This window comes from Arsenicitalea aurantiaca, assembly GCF_003994485.1.
GTDB classification, from domain to species: Bacteria; Pseudomonadota; Alphaproteobacteria; order Rhizobiales; family Devosiaceae; genus Arsenicitalea; species Arsenicitalea aurantiaca.
The window spans coordinates 25,472-44,724 of the sequence record NZ_RZNJ01000009.1 but is presented as its reverse complement, the minus strand read 5'-3'; the positions used below and the strand labels follow the sequence as shown (position 1 = coordinate 44,724).

Genomic DNA, 19,253 nt, shown 5'->3' with positions numbered 1-19,253 from the left:
CCCACAAAGAAGAGGGGCCGGTTGCCCGGCCCCATGTCGCGTCCTATTCGGCTGCCTTGGGCTTGCGCTTGAAGCTCGAAAGGATGTTGCCGAAGAGGTTCACCTCCACCCCGTGCCGCTTCATGATCACCCATTGCTGGCAGATCGAGAGGAAGTTGTTCCACGCCCAGTAGATCACGAGGCCCGCCGGGAAAGTGCCGAGCATGAAGGTGAACAGCACCGGCATCAGCGAGAAGATCATCGCCTGGGTCGGATCGGGCGGCGGCGGGTTCAGCTTCATCTGCACCCACATGGTGATGCCCATGATGACCGGCCAGATGCCGATGGCGAGGAACGGCCCGATGACCGGCACCACGGTCGGATCGTAGGGCAGGAGCCCGAACAGGTTGAAGATATAGAGCGGATCGGGCGCCGCCAGATCCTGGATCCAACCGAAGAACGGCGCGTGCCGCATCTCGATGGTGACGAAGAGCACCTTGTAGAGCGCAAAGAAGACCGGGATCTGCACGAGGATGGGCCAGCACCCCGAGAGCGGATTGATCTTTTCCTTCTTGTAGAGCTCCATCATGGCCTGCTGCTGGGCCATGCGGTCGTCCTTGTGCCGCTCCTGGATCGCCTTCATCTCCGGGGCCACGCGCCGCATGGCGGCCATCGAAGCGTAGGAGCGATTGGCGAGCGGGAAGAACACGCCCTTGATGATCACGGTGACCGCAAGGATGGCGAGGCCGAAATTGCCCAGCACATCGTAGAGGATGCGGATCAGGTAGAACATCGGCTTGGTGATGAAGTGGAACCAGCCCCAGTCGATGAGCAGCTCCATGCGGTCAAAGCCGTAGCCCTGCTCGTAATTGTCGATGATCGCCTCGACCTTGGCGCCGGCGAAGACGTAGCTCAGATGCTCGCCCGTCGCGCCGGGGGCCACCACCACCGGATCGCGCCCGACGAAGCTCGACTGGTAGACCTCGAGACTGCCGGGGCGGGTATAGGAGAAGCGCGCGCTGATCGGCGCGCCGGGCTCGGGAAGGATCGCCGCGGCCCAGTATTTGTCGGTAAAGCCGAGCCAGCCGCCCGTGCTCTCGACATCGACCTGCTGGTCGTTGGCGAGGTCCGAATAGCTCATCTCGATGAGGTTGCGCGATCCGAGGACGCCGAGCGGCCCTTCATGGAGAATGAAGAAGTTCGCCACCGGCGGCGTGCCGTGGCGGGCAACGCGCGAATAGGGAAAGAGCGCGACGTCGCCCGTGCCCTGGTTCTCGACGGACTGGGTGACGGTGAAGAGATAGTTCTCGTCGATCGCGAAGGTGCGCCGGAAGACGAGGCCCTCGCCATTGTCGAAGGCAATGGTCACGGGCGTCGCTTCGGTCAGGGTCTGGTTGGCGCCCTCGACGGTCCACACCGACTGGGCATCGGGCACGCTCAGCTGCGTGCCTGCGGGCACCCAGCCCTGCTCGACGAAATAGGCGGCAGGCGCACCGGCCGGGGTCAGCAGCGAGATGATGGGGCTGCTGTCGTCGACCGTCTCGTGGTAGCGCTTCAGTTCGAGATCGTCGAGCCGGCCGCCGGTCAGGTTGATCGAGCCCAGAAGCCCGGTGCTGTCGATGCGCACCCGCGGGCCAGCGGCAATCGCCGCGTCGCGGTCGGCAAAGCTCGCCGCTGCACTCGGAACCTCGGGCGTCACCGCCCCGGGGGTCGTGCCGAGCGCCGGGGTCGGCAGACCGGCATCGGGCTGCTCCTCGAGCTGGCGGGCGATCTCGGCCTGCTGCTGGGCGCGCTCGATCTGTGGACCCGCAACGAAGAACTGCCACCCGAAGAGCACCGCGAGGCTCAGGACGATGGCCAGGATCATATTGCGGTTGTCGGTCATTGTGTCTCGTTCCGATTGCCCGGGGGCCGTTGCGATTGCGCCTTGCCGGCATGAACCCGGGCAATGGCGCCGGAGAGCCCCTCGACCAGTGCCTCGAAGGGCACCGTCAGCGCCTCTCGGCGCCCGATGAGCACGTAATCATGATGCGGCCGGAACTGGCTGGAGCAGGCCTCCGACGCGGCGCGCAGCCGGCGCTTGATGCGGCTGCGCTCGGGCGAGTTCCCCGTCTTTCTGGTGACGGTGAACCCCAGCCCCGGGACTTCGGCGGCGCCGGCGATCGCCTGCAGCGAAAAACCAGCGCGCCCGGCGCGACTGCCCCGGGCGGCTCTGAGAAACTCGCGGCGCTTCAGGAGCCGCCGCAACCGTTTCGGGGTGTCGCCCGTGGCCGTCACCGGCCTGCCTTTAGGCCGAGAGCTTCTTGCGGCCCTGGCGACGACGCGAGTTGATGATCGCGCGGCCGCTCTTGGTCGCCATGCGGGCACGGAAACCGTGGCGACGCGTGCGGACGAGCTTGCTCGGCTGATATGTACGTTTCATGGCATCAGACCACGCCGGGCGCGGTTCCTCTAATTCGGTGCTTGCGCTAGATAGGCGCCATCGCCCCCGGGCGCGCAACGAGACGCTTCCGGGATCGCGGCAGTTGGGCGGGCTTATAGGGAATTGACGGTGCCAAGTCAACGCGAAGCGGCCGCGACAGCTTGACCTTGGGGGCTGTCAACTTGCAGTGAGCCGGAGGAGACTTCGCCCCCGCGCCGGGCTAATCGAAACGGACCATGCAAGAACCGCCGGAAGACGACATCGGGGAGGACAAGGCGACCGTCCCGGGCTGGCGGCGCTGGCTGCCGATCGGCCTTCTGTTAGCTGCTCTTGCGCTTGCCATCATCTTCAGGGTCGACCGGCTGCTCGATTTCGATGCGCTGTCGCTGCGCTATGCCGGGCTCGAGCGCTTCGTCGCCGACGAGCCTATGCTCGCCATTGCGCTCGGGCTCGGGCTTTATGCACTGGTTACGGCCCTCTCCATACCGGGCGCCTGGATTCTTTCGGTCCTCATGGGGCTCGTTTTCGGCTGGCTGACGGCCAGCATCGTCGTCGTTATCGGCGCGACGCTCGGGGCGAGCGCACTCTTTTTTGCCGCGCGCTCCGCGCTCGCGGCGCATTTCAGGGCGCGTGCGGGCGGGTGGGTCAAGCGTTTTGCCGACGGTCTGAAGGGCGACGCGGCGAGCTACCTGCTCTTCCTGCGCCTCACCCCCGTCGTGCCCTTCACCCTGCTCAACATCCTCCCGGGCATCGTCGGCATACCCTACCGCGTGTTCGTCTGGACCACCGCGGTCGGCATTGCTCCTGCGACCATCGCCTACGCCTTTGCCGGGGAAGGGCTGCGCAGCATCATCACCGAGCGCGCCGAGGCTTGCGCGCAAGGGGTAGCGCCCTGCGGGACCGGGCTCGACGCGAGCCGGCTCGTCACGCCGCAAATCCTCATTGCGTTCTCTATTCTTGCCGTGGTCTCCTTATTGCCCGTACTCCTCAAGCGCCTTCGCGCCCATCGCTTGCTCAAAGCCTCACGTTCACGGGACCAAATTGGCTGAATATCTGACGCCCGACCTCTGCATCATCGGGGCCGGCTCCGGCGGCCTCAGCGTCGCGGCCGCCGCGCGTGCCTTCGGCGCCTCCGTCGTCATCGTCGAGAAGGGCGAGATGGGCGGGGATTGCCTCAATTTCGGCTGCGTACCTTCCAAGGCGCTGATCGCTGCGGGGCGGCATGCGCACGCCATGCGCTCGGGCGAGCCCTTCGGCATAACCGGTCAGGACCCGCAGATCAGCTTCCGGCGGGTGCAGGAGCATATCCAGGACGTCATCGCCGGGATCGCTCCCCATGATTCGGTGTCGCGCTTCGAGGGGCTCGGGGCGACCGTCATCAAGGCCGAGGGCAAGTTCGTCGATCCCAGAACCCTCTCGGCGGGAGACCAGCTCATCCGAGCCCGCCGCTTTGTCATTGCCACGGGCTCGGTCCCGAGCGTGCCGCAGATACCGGGGCTCGACCAGGTTCCCTATTTCACCAACGAGACGATCTTTTCCAACACGCGCAAGCTCACCCACCTCGCCATCATCGGCGGCGGGCCGATCGGCATCGAGCTTGCCCAGGCCTATCGCCGGCTCGGCAGTGCCGTCACGGTGATCGAGGCGACGACGCCGCTCCAGCGCAGCGATCCCGAGCTCGCCGAGATCGCCCTGCGGCGCGTCGCCGAGGATGGCGTCGATATCCGCTCCAATACGCGGGTCGTCGAAATCCAGCCGCGCAGCCAGGGCATCGGCGTGCTGATCGAGAGCGGCGAGGCGCGCGAGGTGCTCGACGTCTCCCACATTCTCGTTGCTGTCGGGCGCACGCCAAATCTTGAACCGCTCGATCTGGCCAAGGCGAAGGTGCGGCGCGACCGGAAGCCTCCCCACCGGCTGCGGATCGGCAAGAACCTCAAGACCAGCAACCGCCGCATCTATGTTTTGGGCGATGCGGCGGGCGGCCAGCAATTCACCCATTTCGCCAATTACCAGGCGGGGCTCGTCATCCGGAATGCCCTGTTCGGTCTGCCGGTCTCCGAAAAGCCCGAGCTCATCCCGCATGCGACCTATTGCGATCCCGAGATCGCCGAAATCGGGGTCACCGAGCCGGTGGCCCGGCGGCGTCACAAGGAGGGCTATCGGGTGGTGCGCTGGTCGTTTGCGGAAAACGACCGCGCACGCACCGAGCGCGAGACCTATGGGCTTGCCAAGATGATCGTCGACAGGCGCGGCAGGATCGTCGGCGCGGGCATTGTGGGGGCGGGTGCGGGCGAATTGATCGCGCTTTTTTCCTTCGCCATCGCCAACCGGCTGAAGGCCAGCCATCTGCTCAATTTCGTCGCGCCCTACCCGACCCTGAGCGAGATCGCCAAGCGTCTCGGCACTGAATATTTCCGAGAGCAGACGCACAATCCCTGGCTGCGCCGGATCATCGCGCTCAATCGCTTCCTGCCCTGATAAAGTGCCGGCGCGCAGGGCGCCGGCCCAGGTCTACGCTGCCTCGGCGGGCCGGAACTGAAGAGCGAGCCCGTTTATGCAATAGCGCAGGCCGGTCGGCTGCGGCCCGTCATTGAAGACGTGCCCCTGATGACCGCCGCAGCGGGCGCAATGGACTTCGGTGCGGACCATGCCGAAGCTGCGGTCTTCGCTTTCCCGGATGGCCCCTACCATGGGCTCCCAGAAGCTCGGCCATCCGGTGCGGCTGTCATATTTGACTGCGGCATCAAAGAGCGCGAGGTCGCACCCGGCGCAGTGGAAGATCCCGGCGCGCTTCTCGTCGTTGAGCGGGCTCGTATAAGCGCGCTCGGTGCCGTGTTCGCGCAGGATGTAGAACTGCTCGGGGCTAAGGCGCTCGCGCCACTCGGCTTCGGTCAGCTCAATCTCGAACGGCCCCGCGGCAGCCCGTGCGCTCGATCCGGGGCGCGTGGCCAACCCGCCAATGCCGAGCGCGACAAGCGCGGACGTGCCGAGCAGCAGAGTACGGCGTTTCATGTCTCTCTCCCGATGAAATGCGGCCCCGCACGCCGGACCATCGGAGGGAACGATGGGCGGGTGCGGGGCGCGGTCGACGGCAGGTTAGGCGCAAGCAGGCGCGGCCTGCACGTCAAAACCTCGTGTCCCGAGCGTCACGGGACACGAGATGATCAGCTCGCGGGCAGCAGGACGGCGTCGATCACGTGGATCACGCCATTGCTCTGCATCACGTCCGCGATGGTGACGTTGGCCGTGCCGCCATTGGCATCGGTGATCACGACGCCATCGCCTTCGAGCGAGAAGGTGAGCTCGCCGCCGGCAACGGTCGCGACGGAGTATTCGCCGCCATTGTCGTTGATGAGCTGGACGAGGTCGGTCGAGGTCACGGTGCCGGGCACGACGTGGTAGGTCAGCACGCCCTGGAGCTGGGCCTGGTTCTCAGGCTGCAGCAGCGTGTCGACGGTGCCTGCGGGAAGCGCGTCGAAGGCGGCGTTGACGGGCGCAAAGACGGTGAACGGGCCTTCGCCCGAGAGCGTCTCGACGAGCCCGGCTGCCTGTACGGCGGCGACGAGGGTCGTGTGGTCGGCCGAGTTCACGGCGTTTTCCACGATATTGCGTTCGGCGAGCATCTCGGCTCCACCGACCATCGGATTGTCCTGGGCGATGGCAGCGCCGGTAAAGGCGGCAGCGCCGAGCATGGTGGACAGGGCGAGTGCGCGAAGAGTGGTCTTCATGATCTGGATTCCTTCCTGATGATCCGCTGTCGTTGCAGCTGGACGAGCGAAGCAACGGGAGGCATCGAAGAAAGTTTCAGACGCTAAGCCCTTTTCTAAACACGATAATTTTAAAAAGTTGAAGTGATCCGAACCGCTCAGATCGGCGTAGCGGGGCCCGCTGCGACAACCGGCCCGGTGGGGTCGCCGGTGGGTGATCCGCCCTGGGGCTCGAGCGTAATGGCGAGAACCGTACCGGGCGTCAGACGCGCCCGGTCGGCAGGTCCGAGGGGGATTTCCGTGCGCGCATCGAGGGGAACAACGCCCATGGAGACCGGATCGCTCCCCGCCTCGATGTACCAGAGCTCGAAATCGCGGTCCGGCACCGGCTCGCCAGAAAGCGAGGTGATCCGCACATTGCCCGTCTCGGCATCGAAGAGCGCGACGAACTGCACCCCGCTCCCCTCCTGCGCATTGAGGGCGGCAACCAGTTGCACCGCGAACGCGTCCGGATCGACCGGCACCGGTCGGAGCATGTGCGCCCCGAGCGAGAGCACCGCCACGGCAACGCCCGCCGCCGCCAGCCCCCGCCAGAAGCCGAGGCTTTCCCAGAGACCGCCGCGCGCTTCTGCTGACCCGAAGAGCCGCTTCTCGATCGCGGGCAGCACGGCGGCCGGTGGCGAGACCTCCGCGAACTCTTCATCGAGATCTGACAGGCGCGATTGCCAGAACCGCAGTTCGGCCGCGAGCGCCGGCTCCTCGGCGATCTGCCGCGCCAGAGCCGCCGCCTCCTGGGCAGGCAGCAGGCCGAGCGCATATTCGCCGATGCGGATCGCATCGCCGTCTTCGCCCCCGGAGCCTATGGTCTCGGCACTCATGCGCTCAGGCACTCTCTCAGTTTCAAAAGGCTGCGGCGCAGCCAGGTTCGCATCGTGTTGAGCGGCACGCTATGGCGGCTTGCCAGCTCCTCGTAACTATAGCCATCGAGATAGGCCCCGCGCACAGCGTCGGCCCTGTCGGTGTCGAGCTGGTCGAGACACGCCTCGATGCGCGCCCGCTCGCCTGACCGGACCGTCGCCTGTTCGGGATTCGGGCCTGCGTCCGCAAGATCGAGTGCGGCGTCCAGATCGTCGGCGACCGGCTTGCGCGCCCGGAGCACGTCGAGCGCGTGATTGCGCGCTATGGCGACCAGCCAGGAGATCGGGCTGAAGCCGCCGGCCTGGTAGCGGTCGGCGCGCTGCCAGATCTTGACGTAAACCTCCTGGAGCGCCTCTTCGGCCTCTGAACGGTCCTTCAATATACGGAGCGCCACGCCGAAGAGTTTCGCGCTCGTGCGCGTGTAGAGCAGCTTGAACGCGGCGCGGTCGCGCATGGCCGTGCGCGCAAGCAGATCCGCGAGTTCACCAGCGCTCCCCTGCATGCCCCGACAGGCTCCCTTCCCAGCGACGCGATCGCCCCGCCGGGACGTCGAACCGCGATTAGACCAGAGCCGGGGCGCCTGCGGTATCCCCTTTTTGCATCAAGGGGCCGACGGAATGGCCCTACCGGCCCGAAACCGGTTCACAGCGCCGCCAATTGCGCTATAGGGTGCGCCCCGCAACGCCACTGGGAACGCCCTCATGCCCGATACCGAAGCCTTTTCCCGCGACGCCTCGATCCTCGCCCAGGCGCTGCCCTACATGCAGCGCTACGAGGGCAAGACGGTCGTCGTGAAATATGGCGGCCATGCCATGGGCGATCCGCGCCTGGGGCAGGCCTTCGCGCGCGACATCGCGCTGCTCAAGCAGTCCAAGGTCAATCCGATCGTCGTGCATGGCGGGGGGCCGCAGATCGCCTCCATGCTCAAGAATCTCGGCATCGAATCCAAGTTCGAGGGCGGGCTGCGCGTCACCGACCAGCGGACGATGGAAATCGTCGAGATGGTGCTGGCCGGCTCCATCAACAAGGAGATCGTCGCGCTGATCAATGCCGAGGGCGAGTGGGCGATCGGGCTCTGCGGCAAGGACGGCAACATGGTCTTTGCGCGCAAGGCCGAGAAGAAATGGCGCGATCCGGGCTCCAACATCGAGCGCGTGCTCGATCTCGGCTTCGTGGGCGAACCGGTCGAAGTCGATCGCACGCTTCTTGACCTGCTTGCGCGCTCGGAGATGATCCCGGTGATCGCGCCCGTGGCGCCGGGCCGCGACGGGGCGACCTACAACATCAACGCCGACACTTTCGCGGGCGCCATCGCCGGGTCGCTCGGCGCCAAGCGCCTTCTGTTCCTCACCGACGTGCCGGGCGTGCTCGACAGGGATGGCAAGCTCATCCCCGAGCTCACCATGCGCGATGCGCGCGCGCTCATCGCCGATGGCACGATCTCGGGCGGCATGATCCCGAAGGTCGAAACCTGCCTCGAGGCGCTCGACAACGGGGTCGAGGGCGTCGTCATCCTCAACGGCAAGACCGAGCACGTGGTGCTGGTCGAGCTCTTCACCGAGCATGGCGCAGGCACGCTGATCGTCCGGTGAATCAAGCTTTGGCGATGGTCATGGATTTTTGAGATGTCCATCGCCAATATGCTCTCATGAACGCCATGACCCCGCCCATCGCCGCTCGCAGCTTCGCCCATGTCACCGACTGGGTGTTCGATCTCGACAACACGCTCTATCCGCGTGAATGCAACCTCTTCGCGCAGATCGATACGCTCATCACCTCCTATGTGATGGACGTGACGCGGCTCGACCTCGAGGCGGCGCGGGCGCTGCAGAAGACCTATTACCGCGATTTCGGCACGACGCTGAACGGGCTGATGCACCGGCACGAGGTCAATCCCGACCATTATCTCGGGGTCGTGCACGCGATCGACTATTCCCCGGTCAGCGCCCATCCCGAGCTGGTCGCGGCGATCACGGCACTTCCCGGACGCAAGTTCATCCTCACCAATGGCGACGTCAATCACGCCCATGCGGTGCTGAACCGGCTCGGGGTCTCCGATTCGCTTTTCGAGGGCGTCTTCGACATCCGCGCCATGTCCTACAGGCCCAAGCCGCTGCGCGAGGCTTATGACGGCTTTCTCGCGCGCCACGGGATCGACGCGCGCTGCGCGGCCATGTTCGACGATCTCGAAAAGAACCTGCGCGTGCCCCATGAGATCGGCATGGCGACCGTGCAGGTCGTCGCCGGGCCGGGCTTTGCGCATGAGCAGGTCGATGACTGGGAGCTCGGGCGCACGCTCGAAGAGCACGTGCACCACGTCACCGACGATCTGGCGGGCTTCCTCACCCGCCTGCCCTGAGGCTCAGCCTTCGATGCCCGGATCGAGCGTGATCTCGGGCAAATTGTAGTGGCGACGAATGCAGTCCCAGCCCTCTTCGGCGCTGTCGACGACGGTGAAGAGCTTGATGTCGTCGGGTGAAATCGTGCCCGCATCGGCCAGCGCCTCGAAATCGATCACCTTGGTCCAGAACTCGTAGCCGAACAAAAGCAGCGGGATGCGCTCCATCCGCCCGGTCTGGATCAGCGTCAGCGTCTCGAAGAATTCGTCGAGCGTGCCGAAGCCGCCCGGGAAAATGGCGACGGCCCGGGCGCGCAGCAGGAAATGGATCTTGCGGGTCGCGAAATAGTGGAAGTTGAAGGCGAGCTCGGGCGTGACGAAGAGGTTCGGCGCCTGCTCGTGCGGCAGGACGATGTTGAGCCCGATCGACATGGCGCCCACATCGGCTGCCCCGCGATTACCCGCTTCCATCACGCCCGGTCCGCCGCCGGTCGTCACGACGAAATCGCGGTGGTCGAGCGCCTTGGAGGTCAGCGAGACATATTGGGCGAACCGCCGCGCTTCGGTGTAGTAGCGGGAGGCGGCTTCGAGATTGGTCTTCTGGGTCGCGTTGCGCGCTGCCCAGGCGGCTTTGCCCGGCTCGGGAATGCGCGCGCCCCCGAACAGCACCACCGTCGAATTGATGCCCATTTCGCGCAGGCGGAATTCGGGCTTCAGATATTCAAGCTGGAACCGGATGCCGCGCGTATCCTCGGAGGTCATGAACTCCTCGTCCGAGAAGGCGAGCCGATAGGCCGGGGAACGCGTCTGCGGCGTTTGCGGGGCGCGCTTGGAGGCGTCGATGTCCTCGCCCGAGGTACGGAGCGGCGTATGCCGGCGTTTGGCCATTCTGGCTCTCCTTGTGTACGCGAAGGGTACAGGGCCCCCGGTTAAGGATCGGTGCGGGCGGGGTCAACTCTCCCTTTGGTCGCGCCGCTCGCCGCTTGCACGGGGCGGGGTTTGGGGTAATGTCCGGCCGAAGTTTTCCAAGACGCGAGACAGCCCGACATGGCCCATACCGAACTTGCCGCCCGCATCGATGCCGCCTTCGAAGCCCGTTCCGAGATCAATACCGGCACGAAAGGCGAAGTGCGCGACGCCGTCGAGACCGCACTCGGCCTGCTCGACAGCGGCCAGGCGCGCGTCGCCGAGCGGACGGCGGACGGCGAATGGCAGGTCAATCAGTGGCTGAAGAAAGCGGTGCTGCTCTCCTTCCGCCTCAACGACAACATGCTGATCGAAGGCGGCCCGCAGGGTTCGTCCTGGTGGGACAAGGTGCCCGCCAAGTTCGCCGGCTGGGGCGAGGCGGAGTTCCGGGGCGCCGGCTTCCGCGCCGTGCCGGGCGCGATCGTCCGGCATTCGGCCCATATCGGCAAGGGCGTCATCCTGATGCCGAGCTTCGTCAATCTGGGGGCCTATGTCGATGAAGGGACCATGGTCGACACCTGGGTCACCGTCGGCTCGTGTGCGCAGATCGGCAAGAACGTGCATCTGTCGGGTGGTGTCGGCATTGGCGGCGTGCTCGAGCCGCTACAGGCCGGCCCCGTCATCATCGAGGACAATTGCTTCATCGGCGCACGCTCCGAGATCGTCGAGGGCGTGGTCGTCGGGGAAGGCGCGGTCGTCTCCATGGGCGTCTTCATCGGCGCTTCGACCAAGATCGTCGATCGGGCGACGGGCGAGGTCCATATCGGCAAGGTGCCGCCCTATTCGGTCGTCGTCTCGGGCAGCCTGCCCGGCAAGCCTCTCCCCGATGGCACGCCCGGCCCGAACCTCTATTGCGCGGTGATCGTCAAGAAGGTCGACGCCCAGACCCGCTCCAAGACTTCGATCAACGACCTGCTGCGCGACTGATGCAGCGGGGGGCGGGTCGGCCCCGCCCCCTCGCCTCGGCCAAGCGCTTGGCCTATGCTCGCCCGATCTTGTTGCGGGGAAGGGACCTCAGGATGAGCGGGATCGTCGACAGTTTCAGGTCCTTCGAGGGCAGAATCGCGCGCAAGGGCTTCTGGCTCGGCGTGCTGGTCCTTGCGCTTCTTGCCATCGTCCTGACGCTCCTGCTCGCGCCGCTGATGAGCGGGGACTTCCTGCAGCGGGCCATGATCCTCTTCGAGCAGCCCGATTATGACGGCGCCGAAGCAAGCGCGCTGATGCTGGAAGCGGCGCAGCGCGGGGCCTGGGCGAGCCTCGTGGTCAACCTGATCATCGGCTATCCGGCCCTTGCGCTCATGGTCAAGCGCCGGCACGACCGCAACAGCAGCGGGGCAGACGCCATCGTGCTCTATGCCCTCACGCTGCTGGGGCTTGCCCTGCAGTCGGTCGGCATCGGCAACGAGATCGTCGCCTTCGAGGACGGGCTCGTCGTCGCACCCACCCTGCCGCTGATCGCGCTCAACATCGTCACCGGCCTGCTCGGGCTCTACCTCTTCATCGTCATGGGCTTCCTCAAGGGGACTGCGGGCCCCAACCGCTACGGCCCCGACCCACTGGCGCCCACCCAACAGGATGCGCGATGACCGTTTCGACTGACGGGGTGGCCATCGGCCTCCTCCGCTCCATGCTCGCCTGCCGCTCCGTCACCCCCGAAGCGGATGGTGTGATGGACCTTCTCGCCAGCACGCTCATCGGGCTCGGCTTTTCGGTCGAACGCCTCGCCTTTTCCGGCGGCGGCTCCTACCCGGTCGACAATCTCTTTGCCAGCATCGGCAGCGGCGCGCCGCACCTGCTTTTTGCAGGCCATACCGACGTCGTCCCGCCCGGCGACCCCGCCGCCTGGTCCCATGATCCCTTCGGAGCGGTGGAGACCGAAGGCCGGCTTTTCGGGCGCGGCGCGGTCGACATGAAGAGCGGCATTGCCGCCTTTGTCGGCGCAGTCGCCCGGGCGCACGCCGAGGGCCGGCTCAGAGGCACGATCTCGCTGATGATCACAAATGACGAGGAAGCGGACGCCGTCAACGGCACCAAGCGCCTCGTCGAATGGGCCGTGGACAAGGGCCTCGCCTTTGACTTTGCGCTCGTGGGCGAACCCAGTTCGGTCGCCCGGCTCGGGGACGCCATCAAGATCGGCCGGCGCGGTTCCCTCTCGGGCCGCGTCACGGTGACCGGCATCCAGGGGCACGTCGCCTATCCCGAGCGGGCCCGCAATCCGCTCCCCGTCCTTGCCGCCATCGCCACCGCACTGACAAAGGATCCGCTCGATACCGGCACCGAGCGTTTCCAGCCCTCCAATCTCGAGATCGTCTCGATCGATACCGGCAATCGGGTGACCAATGTCATCCCAGAGAGCGGCACCCTCGTCTTCAACGTTCGCCACAATGATCTCTGGACCGCCGAAACGCTCACCGGCTGGATCGAGGAGCGCATCGGTTCGGTCGATGCGCAGTCCTGCACCATCCGGCACGAACGGATCGGCAATGTCTCGCGCTGCTTCCACTCGCCCGAAAGCGGCGCGGTGGCGCTGCTTTCGGACGTCATCGCCGCCCATACCGGATCGCGCCCGGCGCTCTCGACGGGCGGCGGCACGTCCGACGCGCGCTTCATCGCACCCATCTGCCCGGTCGTCGAATGCGGCCTTGTCGGCACCACCATGCACAAGGTGGACGAGAACGTGCCCATCGCCGAGGTCCTCACGCTCGAGGCGATCTATGCCGATTTCATCGCCGCCTTCGGCGCAACCGCATCCTGAAGGCCCGCCGCGACGCTATGGATCGCATTTGAGGCGGTTCGCCGCTTGTGGCCGGCGGCCACAGGCTCTACATGCAATCGGGCGTTGCGCCGGCTCCCCGCCGGCCCTGCCGCCCTTCGCCCCAAGGATGCTCCGCATCCGCCGAACACTGACGGACACGAGAGCTGTGGCCAACAACACGACGCTATTGGAAGAGCTGGTCGCGGCGGGTCGCGGCGTAGCTGCGCTCGCCATCGGCAACCGACGGGCGCCCGAGCATTTCGATTTCAGCCAGCGCGGCCTCGTGGGCAGCTTCATCGCGCTGCTCGTGATCACTGCCTTCAACGCCTATCTGCCCGCAATGCTCGGCATGGCGAGCGAAGGCTTTTCCGTTGCCCGCTCGCTCGTCATGGTGACGCTGCTCTATGCGTTCCAGCTCGCTTTCGCGGCGATCGTGCTGCGCCAGCTCAAACGGCTCGATGGGCTCGTCCCCTATATCGTCGCGGACAATTGGGCGACCTTCTTCATCACCGTGTTCTCGGCCATCCTCGCCTTTGCCGGAATGACCGGGGACGTCGCGCTCGTTTTCATCGGCATTCTCGTCATCGTGGTCGAGATCAACATCGCCCGGCTCGTGGTGACGCTCTCCCCGCTGCAGATCGCGATGTTCCTCGTTGCCCAGCTCGTCGGCGCAAGCGTCGGGCTCATCGTGGTGGGCAGCATGTTCCCGCTGCCTGAAATGCCCGCCGTCTAGTAGTCGACCCCGGTGAGGTAGAGCCCGGCTGAAGGCGCGAGCGGACCGCAGCGTGCGCGTTCTCGCGCATCGAGCGCCGCGCGGAAATCCTCAGGCCGCCACTTGCCCTCTCCCACGAGCTTGAGCGAGCCCACCATCGAGCGCACCTGGTGGTGGAGGAAGCTGCGCGCGCTCGCCTCGATCAGAATCGTCTCGCCCTCGCGCCGGACCGAGAAATGCTCGAGGGTCCTAAGCGGGGAATTGGCCTGGCATTCGGCCGCCCGGAAGGTCGTGAAATCGTGCCGCCCGAGAATCATCTGTGCCGCCTCGTCCATCGGCCCGGCTTCGAGCGGGATCGCGACGTGCCAGACGCGGTTGGCCTCGAGCGCCGGCCGCGCCCGCCTATTGAGGATGCGATAGAGATAGTGCCGCCGCACCGCCGAGAACCGCGCCTCGAAGGTGTCGGGCACCGCCTCGGCCGTCACCACCGCCACTGGCAGCGGCTTCAGGTGAAAATTGAGCGCCTCGCGGATGCGGAAGGGGTCCCAGGCCCGCGAAAGGTCGAACGAGACCACCTGCCCCGTCGCATGCACGCCGGTGTCGGTCCGGCCTGCCGCCTGCGTCACCGGCGTTTCGCCCGAAAACCGTCCGATCGCCTCCTCGAGCGCCTGCTGCACCGAAGGCAGGTCAGCCTGGCGCTGCCAGCCCCTGAAGGGCGTGCCGTCATATTCGAGGGTGAGGCGATAGCGGGGCATGGTCGCGCCTTATAGCCTGATCCGCCGCGCTGTCCATGGCGTGGGCAAGTGTCCATTGCCGCTTTCGGCCCGCCGCGAAACCAATTAGCGTCCGCGTCCATGTCCAAGCCGCTCCCCCACTGGTCCGATCCGCGTTTCGTCGCCCTCTTCGTTCTCGTCCTGACGGCGATCAGGCTCGTCGTCGCGGGCACGACCGGTCTCGTCCATGACGAGAATTACTACGCGCTCTGGTCGACCGCGCTGTCGCCCGGCTATCTCGACCATGCCCCAGGCGTCGCCTGGTTCGTTGCAGCCGGCACGGCGACTGCCGGCGAGTCCGCGCTCGGGGTCCGGCTCTTTGCGGTACTCTCCATGCTCGGCGTCTCGGCCGCGCTCTGGCGCATCGGCATGCTCCTCTTCGACCGGCGCGTCGCCGCCCTCGGGGTCATCTGGTACAATCTGACCCTTGCAGGGACGCTCGGCTTTCTCATCACCCCGGACACGCCTTCGCTCCTTTTCTGGGTGCTGGCGGTCTGGGCGCTCGCCGAGTTCATGGCCGGGCGCAATGCCAATTGGTGGCTCGCGGTCGGGCTCTTTGCCGGCCTCGGCCTCCTCGGCAAATACACCAACGCCTTCTTGGGGCTCGGCATCCTGCTGCTCATTGCCTCGGGCCGCACCCGCTGGGCCTGGCTCCGGCTCTGGCAGGTCTGGGCGGGCGGCGCCATCGCGATCCTGGTCTTTTCGCCCGTCCTCTTCTGGAATGCGGCCAATGGGTGGGCCTCCTTCGTCTTCCAGGGACGGCGTACGGTCGGCGGGGACGGCAGTTCGGGCAATCTGGGTGAGATGCTGCTCGGGCAGGCCCTCTTTAACGGCCCCACCCTCTTCATCCTCGCCATCCTTGCCGGGGTCTGGTTCGCCCGGCGCAGGGCCGACGAGGCGCGGGAGGGGCTGGCGCTCGTCCTCCTCACGGCGCTCCCCATGCTCGCCTATTTCCTCTGGCACGCGCTTCACGGGCGGGTCGAGGCAAACTGGCTGGTGCCGGCCTGGCCCGGGCTCTCGCTCGCCGCAGCCTGGGCCGCCCTTGCGCTCCGTCCCCGCGGCTGGCGCGCCGGGCTGCGCAAGGCGGGGCTCTGGCTACAGCCCCTGCTCGGCATCGCCTTTGCCATGCTCTTTTACGTCCAGGCGATCTGGACGCCCTTTGCCATCGGTTCGGGCGACCGCACGGCCGAAATGCGCGACTGGGACCTGCTCGAAGCCGGCGTCCAGCACATTCTTGCCCAGACCGATGCCGATTGGGTCGCAACGAGCCGCGACTATCCGCTGACGGGCGCGCTCGTCACCGCCGCGCGCTTTGCCGGTCGGTCGCTCGACGTTCATCAGATCGACGAACGGGCGCGCTACGGCTTTCAGGGGCCGCTCGCCCCCGAAGCGCTCTCCTGGCCCGCGCTTTACGTCGTCGCGCTCGGACGCGAGGGGGAAGATCGCGCGCCGCTCGACCGGTTCGGATCGGTCACGCCGCTCGGCACGATCACCCGCATGCCCGGCGAACCCCGCCCGCGCGCATATGGCGTCTACCGGGTGGCCGATCCGCTCCCGGCATTTTTCGAAGCCTGGACCGACGCCCCCTGATGCCGCTCAGGCCAGAACGATCCGATCGAGGCTCGTACCGCGCAGGAAGGTCTCGGCGTCCATCGCCGCTTTGCCCTCGCGCTGGAGCGTGACCACCCGGATCGCGCCGGTGCTGCAGGCAATGGTCAGCCCGTCCCCGAGCAGGGTTCCGGGCGCGCCCGTTCCGACAACGGGGCGCGAGCGCAGGAGCTTGATGCGGAAACGCTGGCCGCCGGCCTCTGCTTCGAACCATGCGCCGGGAAAGGGCGAGAGCCCGCGGATCTGGTTGTGGATGGCGTTCGCATCGCCCGTCCAGTCGATGCGGGCCTCGGCCTTGTCGATCTTTCTAGCATAAGTCACGCCCTCTACGGGCTGCGGCGAGAAATCGAGGCTGCCCCGCTCGAGCGCGGCCAGCGCCCGGCCCATGAGGTCGGCGCCGACACGCATCATCTGGTCGTGAAGCTCGCCCGCAGTCATCTCCGGGCCGATCGGCATTTCCTCGGCGAGGGCGACAGGGCCGGTGTCGAGGCCTTCGTCCATCTTCATGACCATGACGCCGGTGCGCGCATCGCCCGCCATGATGGCGCGCTGGATCGGGGCCGCACCACGCCAGCGCGGCAGCAGCGAGCCATGGAGGTTGAGGCACCCGAGCCGCGGCGCCTCGAGGACGGCCTTAGGGAGCAAGAGCCCATAGGCGACGACGACGGCCAGATCGGCATCATGGAGCGCAAAGACCGCCTGTTCGTCCGGACCGCGCAGGCTCTTCGGGCTCAGGACGGGAATGCCGAAGCCTTCGGCCGCCAGATGCACGGGCGATTTCCGCTCGGCCTGGCCGCGCCCCGCCGGCCGCGGGGGCTGGGTGTAGACCGCGACGACCTCGTGGCCGGCACTGACGATCTCGGTCAGGGTGGGCACGGAAAATTCGGGCGTGCCCATGAAGACGATGCGCATTGGGGTCCTCATGGGAAAAAGCGAGCCCGCCCCGGTCGGGCGGGCCAGGCGATCAGGCGGTGCGGCGCGCCGCCTTCTGGAACTTCTTGAGCACGCGGTCGCGCTTCAGGCGCGACAGATAGTCGATGTAAAGAACGCCATCGAGATGGTCGATCTCGTGCTGGATGCAGATCGCCAGTCGATCATCGGCCTCGAGCGTCACGTCCTTGCCCTCGAGATCGCGATAGCTCACCGTCACGGCGGCAGGGCGCTCGACGTCGTAGAAGAGCTCGGGGATCGAGAGGCAGCCCTCTTCGGTCACGACAGTATCGTCGGAAAAGGCGAGGATCTCGGGATTGATCATCACGATCGGCGTCGGGTCCTCGCCATCCTTGGCCAGATCCATGACCACGATGCGCTTCATCTCGCCGATCTGCGGCCCCGCAAGGCCGATGCCGGGAGCGGCATACATGGTGTCGAGCATGTCCTGGGCCAGGCTGCGCACACCCTCGTCGATCTCGGCGATCGGGTCGGCGACCGCACGCAGGCGCGGATCGGGCAGCGTCAGTATGGGGCGAGTGGCCATTGCAATGCGTCCTTTGGGAAGATGGGGCTGAATATGGTATTTCCCCGCCCCGGGTCAACAGGCGGGCCGGCTGGCGTGGTGGGGAACAAAGCATAAACCGAATCGGGTAGAGATGGAGCAAGGAGACCCGCCATGCCCCCGACCGATGCCCTGCTGCTCTTTGAGAACCCGCTGCTGATCGTCGCCGGCGTGCTCTGCGGGCTCGTCCTGCTGCTGGTCGCCTCGACAATTTCGGCCAACCGGCAGCGCCGGGCCGAGGCCGAGGATGCGGCGCTCCGCAGCGCCGAAGCCGAACGCCGGCTCGCCGACCTTATGCGCATCCAGTCCGAAATGACCGGGCGCATGCAGACCATGTCGGAAATCTTCGGGGAGCGGACCTCGCACCTTGCCCGTCTCGTCAATGAGCGGCTCGACAGCCAGGGGCAGCGGCTCGGGCAGGCCATGCTCGACACCCGCTCGAAAACCGAGGAGAGCCTTTCGAAACTCCATGAGCGGCTCGCCGTCATCGACCGGGCGCAGACCAACATCACCGCGCTTTCGAGCGAGATCGTCTCGCTGCAGTCGATCCTTGCCAACAAGCAGACCCGCGGCGCCTTCGGCCAGGGGCGAATGGAGGCGATCATCGCCGACGGCCTCGCCCTGCAGAGCTACAGCTTTCAGCCCACCCTCTCCAATGGCAGCCGCCCGGACTGCGTCGTCAGCATGCCCAACGGCCAGCCCGCCCTCGTCATCGATGCGAAATTCCCGCTCGAAAGCTGGCAGCGCCTCGGTGCCGCCGAGACGCCCGAAGCGCTGCGGCTGGCAAATGCGGATTTCGCTCGCGACATGGGGGTCCATATCAGGGCGATCGCCGAAAAATATCTGATCGCAGGGGAGACCCAGGACACGGCCTTCCTCTTCGTGCCCTCCGAATCCATCTTCGCGGACATTCACGAGCGCTTCCCCGAGATCGTGCAGCGCGCGGCGCGCGCCCGGGTCGTCATAGTGTCCCCGTCCCTCCTCATGCTTTCTGTCCAGGTCATCCAGGCCCTCCTCCGCGACGTGCGCATGCGTGAGCAGGCGCATCTGATCCAGAAGGAAGTCCGCGAACTGCTGGCCGATATCGGCCGCCTCGACGAGCGCGTCGGCAAGCTCCAGACCCATTTCCAGCAGACGAGCCGGGACCTCTCGGAGATCCTGATCTCCACGGGCAAGGTCACGCGGCGCGGCGAGAAAATCGATGCGATGGAATTCGAGGAGAACCCCCGGATCGCGGCGGACTGATCAGGCCCGGCTGAGTTCGCTCCGGCTCTTTAAAACCTTCGTGCCATCCTCCTGCTCGATGAGGTAGGCCGGCTCCTTGGTGCTCGCATCACGGGTCACTTCGGCACCTTTCAGGGTGCGGGTGACCTTCTTTGTGAACCTTTCGGTGATCTTGCCGGTCGCCGTGCTCTTGCCCCAGCTCCACTTCACTTTCGTGCCCTTGCGCAGCGTCTCGGCCATTTTCGCCTCCCTTTCGTCCGCCCCAAACGACAGGCGCTCCTCCTGCGTTCCCGCGCCGGCCCCATCTTGGCCGCGAACCGGGAGCACCCTCGGCGCGTTGTGGGTGAAACGAGAAC

Annotated in this window: 22 protein-coding genes; 10 read left to right on the top strand and 12 right to left on the bottom strand. The window is 66.4% G+C overall.

Features of this window, described 5'->3' with window-relative positions; translation table 11 throughout:
* Positions 1–43 precede the first annotated feature (43 nt).
* From yidC to rpmH, 3 genes are read right to left on the bottom strand one after another with little or no spacing between them, the layout of a single operon-like run.
* On the bottom strand, positions 44–1,864 hold the full coding sequence (gene yidC, locus EMQ25_RS17700) for a membrane protein insertase YidC (RefSeq protein WP_127189941.1): 1,821 nt from the start codon (positions 1,862–1,864) through the stop codon (positions 44–46).
* On the bottom strand, positions 1,861–2,256 hold the full coding sequence (locus tag EMQ25_RS17695) for a ribonuclease P protein component (protein ID WP_244606642.1): 396 nt from the start codon (positions 2,254–2,256) through the stop codon (positions 1,861–1,863). The genes yidC and EMQ25_RS17695 overlap by 4 nt, the downstream gene beginning before the upstream one ends.
* A 10-nt stretch (positions 2,257–2,266) precedes the next feature.
* Positions 2,267–2,401 (bottom strand): 50S ribosomal protein L34, encoded by a 135-nt coding sequence (gene rpmH / locus EMQ25_RS17690; protein ID WP_127189940.1) that lies wholly within the window; start codon positions 2,399–2,401, stop codon positions 2,267–2,269.
* A gap of 236 nt (positions 2,402–2,637) precedes the next feature.
* Here rpmH and EMQ25_RS17685 point away from each other — a divergent pair, with 236 nt between their 5' ends.
* Complete coding sequence (locus EMQ25_RS17685; protein WP_127189939.1) at positions 2,638–3,450, top strand: TVP38/TMEM64 family protein; 813 nt, start codon at positions 2,638–2,640, stop codon at positions 3,448–3,450.
* A complete protein-coding gene (locus tag EMQ25_RS17680) occupies positions 3,443–4,879 on the top strand; it encodes a dihydrolipoyl dehydrogenase family protein (protein ID WP_127189938.1) in 1,437 nt (478 codons plus the stop codon). The genes EMQ25_RS17685 and EMQ25_RS17680 overlap by 8 nt, the downstream gene beginning before the upstream one ends.
* Positions 4,880–4,912: 33 nt before the next feature.
* Here EMQ25_RS17680 and msrB read toward each other — a convergent pair whose 3' ends face one another.
* The 4 genes from msrB to EMQ25_RS17660 all read right to left on the bottom strand — a co-directional run bounded on the left by msrB (position 4,913) and on the right by EMQ25_RS17660 (position 7,528).
* Positions 4,913–5,413: a peptide-methionine (R)-S-oxide reductase MsrB gene (msrB, locus tag EMQ25_RS17675; protein WP_127189937.1), complete on the bottom strand. Its 501-nt coding sequence runs from the start codon at positions 5,411–5,413 to the stop codon at positions 4,913–4,915.
* A gap of 152 nt (positions 5,414–5,565) precedes the next feature.
* On the bottom strand, positions 5,566–6,129 hold the full coding sequence (locus EMQ25_RS17670) for a fasciclin domain-containing protein (RefSeq protein WP_127189936.1): 564 nt from the start codon (positions 6,127–6,129) through the stop codon (positions 5,566–5,568).
* A gap of 137 nt (positions 6,130–6,266) precedes the next feature.
* Positions 6,267–6,986, bottom strand: coding sequence for an anti-sigma factor (locus EMQ25_RS17665; protein WP_127189935.1), 720 nt, complete (start codon positions 6,984–6,986; stop codon positions 6,267–6,269).
* On the bottom strand, positions 6,983–7,528 hold the full coding sequence (locus EMQ25_RS17660) for a sigma-70 family RNA polymerase sigma factor (RefSeq protein WP_127189934.1): 546 nt from the start codon (positions 7,526–7,528) through the stop codon (positions 6,983–6,985). Before EMQ25_RS17660 ends, EMQ25_RS17665 begins: the two co-directional genes overlap by 4 nt.
* Before the next feature lie 199 nt (positions 7,529–7,727).
* Between EMQ25_RS17660 and argB the strand changes: the two genes are divergently transcribed.
* A complete protein-coding gene (gene argB, locus EMQ25_RS17655) occupies positions 7,728–8,618 on the top strand; it encodes an acetylglutamate kinase (protein WP_127189933.1) in 891 nt (296 codons plus the stop codon).
* A gap of 56 nt (positions 8,619–8,674) precedes the next feature.
* Positions 8,675–9,385, top strand: a complete 711-nt coding sequence (locus EMQ25_RS17650; protein ID WP_244606641.1) for a pyrimidine 5'-nucleotidase — start codon at positions 8,675–8,677, stop codon at positions 9,383–9,385.
* A gap of 3 nt (positions 9,386–9,388) precedes the next feature.
* Here the strand turns inward: EMQ25_RS17650 and EMQ25_RS17645 are convergent, their stop codons facing one another.
* Positions 9,389–10,252, bottom strand: a complete 864-nt coding sequence (locus tag EMQ25_RS17645; RefSeq protein ID WP_127189932.1) for an LOG family protein — start codon at positions 10,250–10,252, stop codon at positions 9,389–9,391.
* A gap of 159 nt (positions 10,253–10,411) precedes the next feature.
* On the opposite strand from EMQ25_RS17645, the gene dapD reads away from it, so the two are divergent.
* From dapD to EMQ25_RS17625, 4 genes are all read left to right on the top strand, one after another.
* Positions 10,412–11,257, top strand: a complete 846-nt coding sequence (dapD, locus tag EMQ25_RS17640; protein ID WP_127189931.1) for a 2,3,4,5-tetrahydropyridine-2,6-dicarboxylate N-succinyltransferase — start codon at positions 10,412–10,414, stop codon at positions 11,255–11,257.
* A 92-nt stretch (positions 11,258–11,349) separates the two neighbouring features.
* Positions 11,350–11,916 (top strand): DUF805 domain-containing protein, encoded by a 567-nt coding sequence (locus EMQ25_RS17635; RefSeq protein WP_158626138.1) that lies wholly within the window; start codon positions 11,350–11,352, stop codon positions 11,914–11,916.
* Entirely contained in the window at positions 11,913–13,085 is a 1,173-nt protein-coding gene (dapE, locus tag EMQ25_RS17630) for a succinyl-diaminopimelate desuccinylase (RefSeq protein ID WP_127189929.1), read from the top strand. The genes EMQ25_RS17635 and dapE overlap by 4 nt, the downstream gene beginning before the upstream one ends.
* A 166-nt stretch (positions 13,086–13,251) precedes the next feature.
* Entirely contained in the window at positions 13,252–13,818 is a 567-nt protein-coding gene (locus EMQ25_RS17625) for a hypothetical protein (protein WP_127189928.1), read from the top strand.
* Here the strand turns inward: EMQ25_RS17625 and truA are convergent.
* A complete protein-coding gene (gene truA / locus EMQ25_RS17620; protein ID WP_127189927.1) occupies positions 13,815–14,552 on the bottom strand; it encodes a tRNA pseudouridine(38-40) synthase TruA in 738 nt (245 codons plus the stop codon). The two genes, EMQ25_RS17625 and truA, sit on opposite strands and share 4 nt — an antisense overlap.
* A 99-nt stretch (positions 14,553–14,651) precedes the next feature.
* Here truA and EMQ25_RS17615 point away from each other — a divergent pair, with 99 nt between their 5' ends.
* Positions 14,652–16,160, top strand: coding sequence for a glycosyltransferase family 39 protein (locus EMQ25_RS17615; protein WP_127189926.1), 1,509 nt, complete (start codon positions 14,652–14,654; stop codon positions 16,158–16,160).
* Between the two features lie 6 nt (positions 16,161–16,166).
* Here EMQ25_RS17615 and fmt read toward each other — a convergent pair whose 3' ends face one another.
* Both fmt and def read right to left on the bottom strand, forming a co-directional pair.
* Complete coding sequence (gene fmt, locus EMQ25_RS17610; RefSeq protein WP_127189925.1) at positions 16,167–17,090, bottom strand: methionyl-tRNA formyltransferase; 924 nt, start codon at positions 17,088–17,090, stop codon at positions 16,167–16,169.
* Positions 17,091–17,142: 52 nt separating this feature from the next.
* Positions 17,143–17,655, bottom strand: a complete 513-nt coding sequence (def, locus tag EMQ25_RS17605) for a peptide deformylase (protein ID WP_127189924.1) — start codon at positions 17,653–17,655, stop codon at positions 17,143–17,145.
* A gap of 132 nt (positions 17,656–17,787) precedes the next feature.
* Here def and EMQ25_RS17600 point away from each other — a divergent pair, with 132 nt between their 5' ends.
* Positions 17,788–18,918: a DNA recombination protein RmuC gene (locus tag EMQ25_RS17600; RefSeq protein ID WP_127189923.1), complete on the top strand. Its 1,131-nt coding sequence runs from the start codon at positions 17,788–17,790 to the stop codon at positions 18,916–18,918.
* Here the strand turns inward: EMQ25_RS17600 and EMQ25_RS17595 are convergent, their stop codons facing one another.
* Complete coding sequence (locus EMQ25_RS17595; protein WP_127189922.1) at positions 18,919–19,137, bottom strand: hypervirulence associated TUDOR domain-containing protein; 219 nt, start codon at positions 19,135–19,137, stop codon at positions 18,919–18,921.
* Positions 19,138–19,253: the final 116 nt, after the last annotated feature.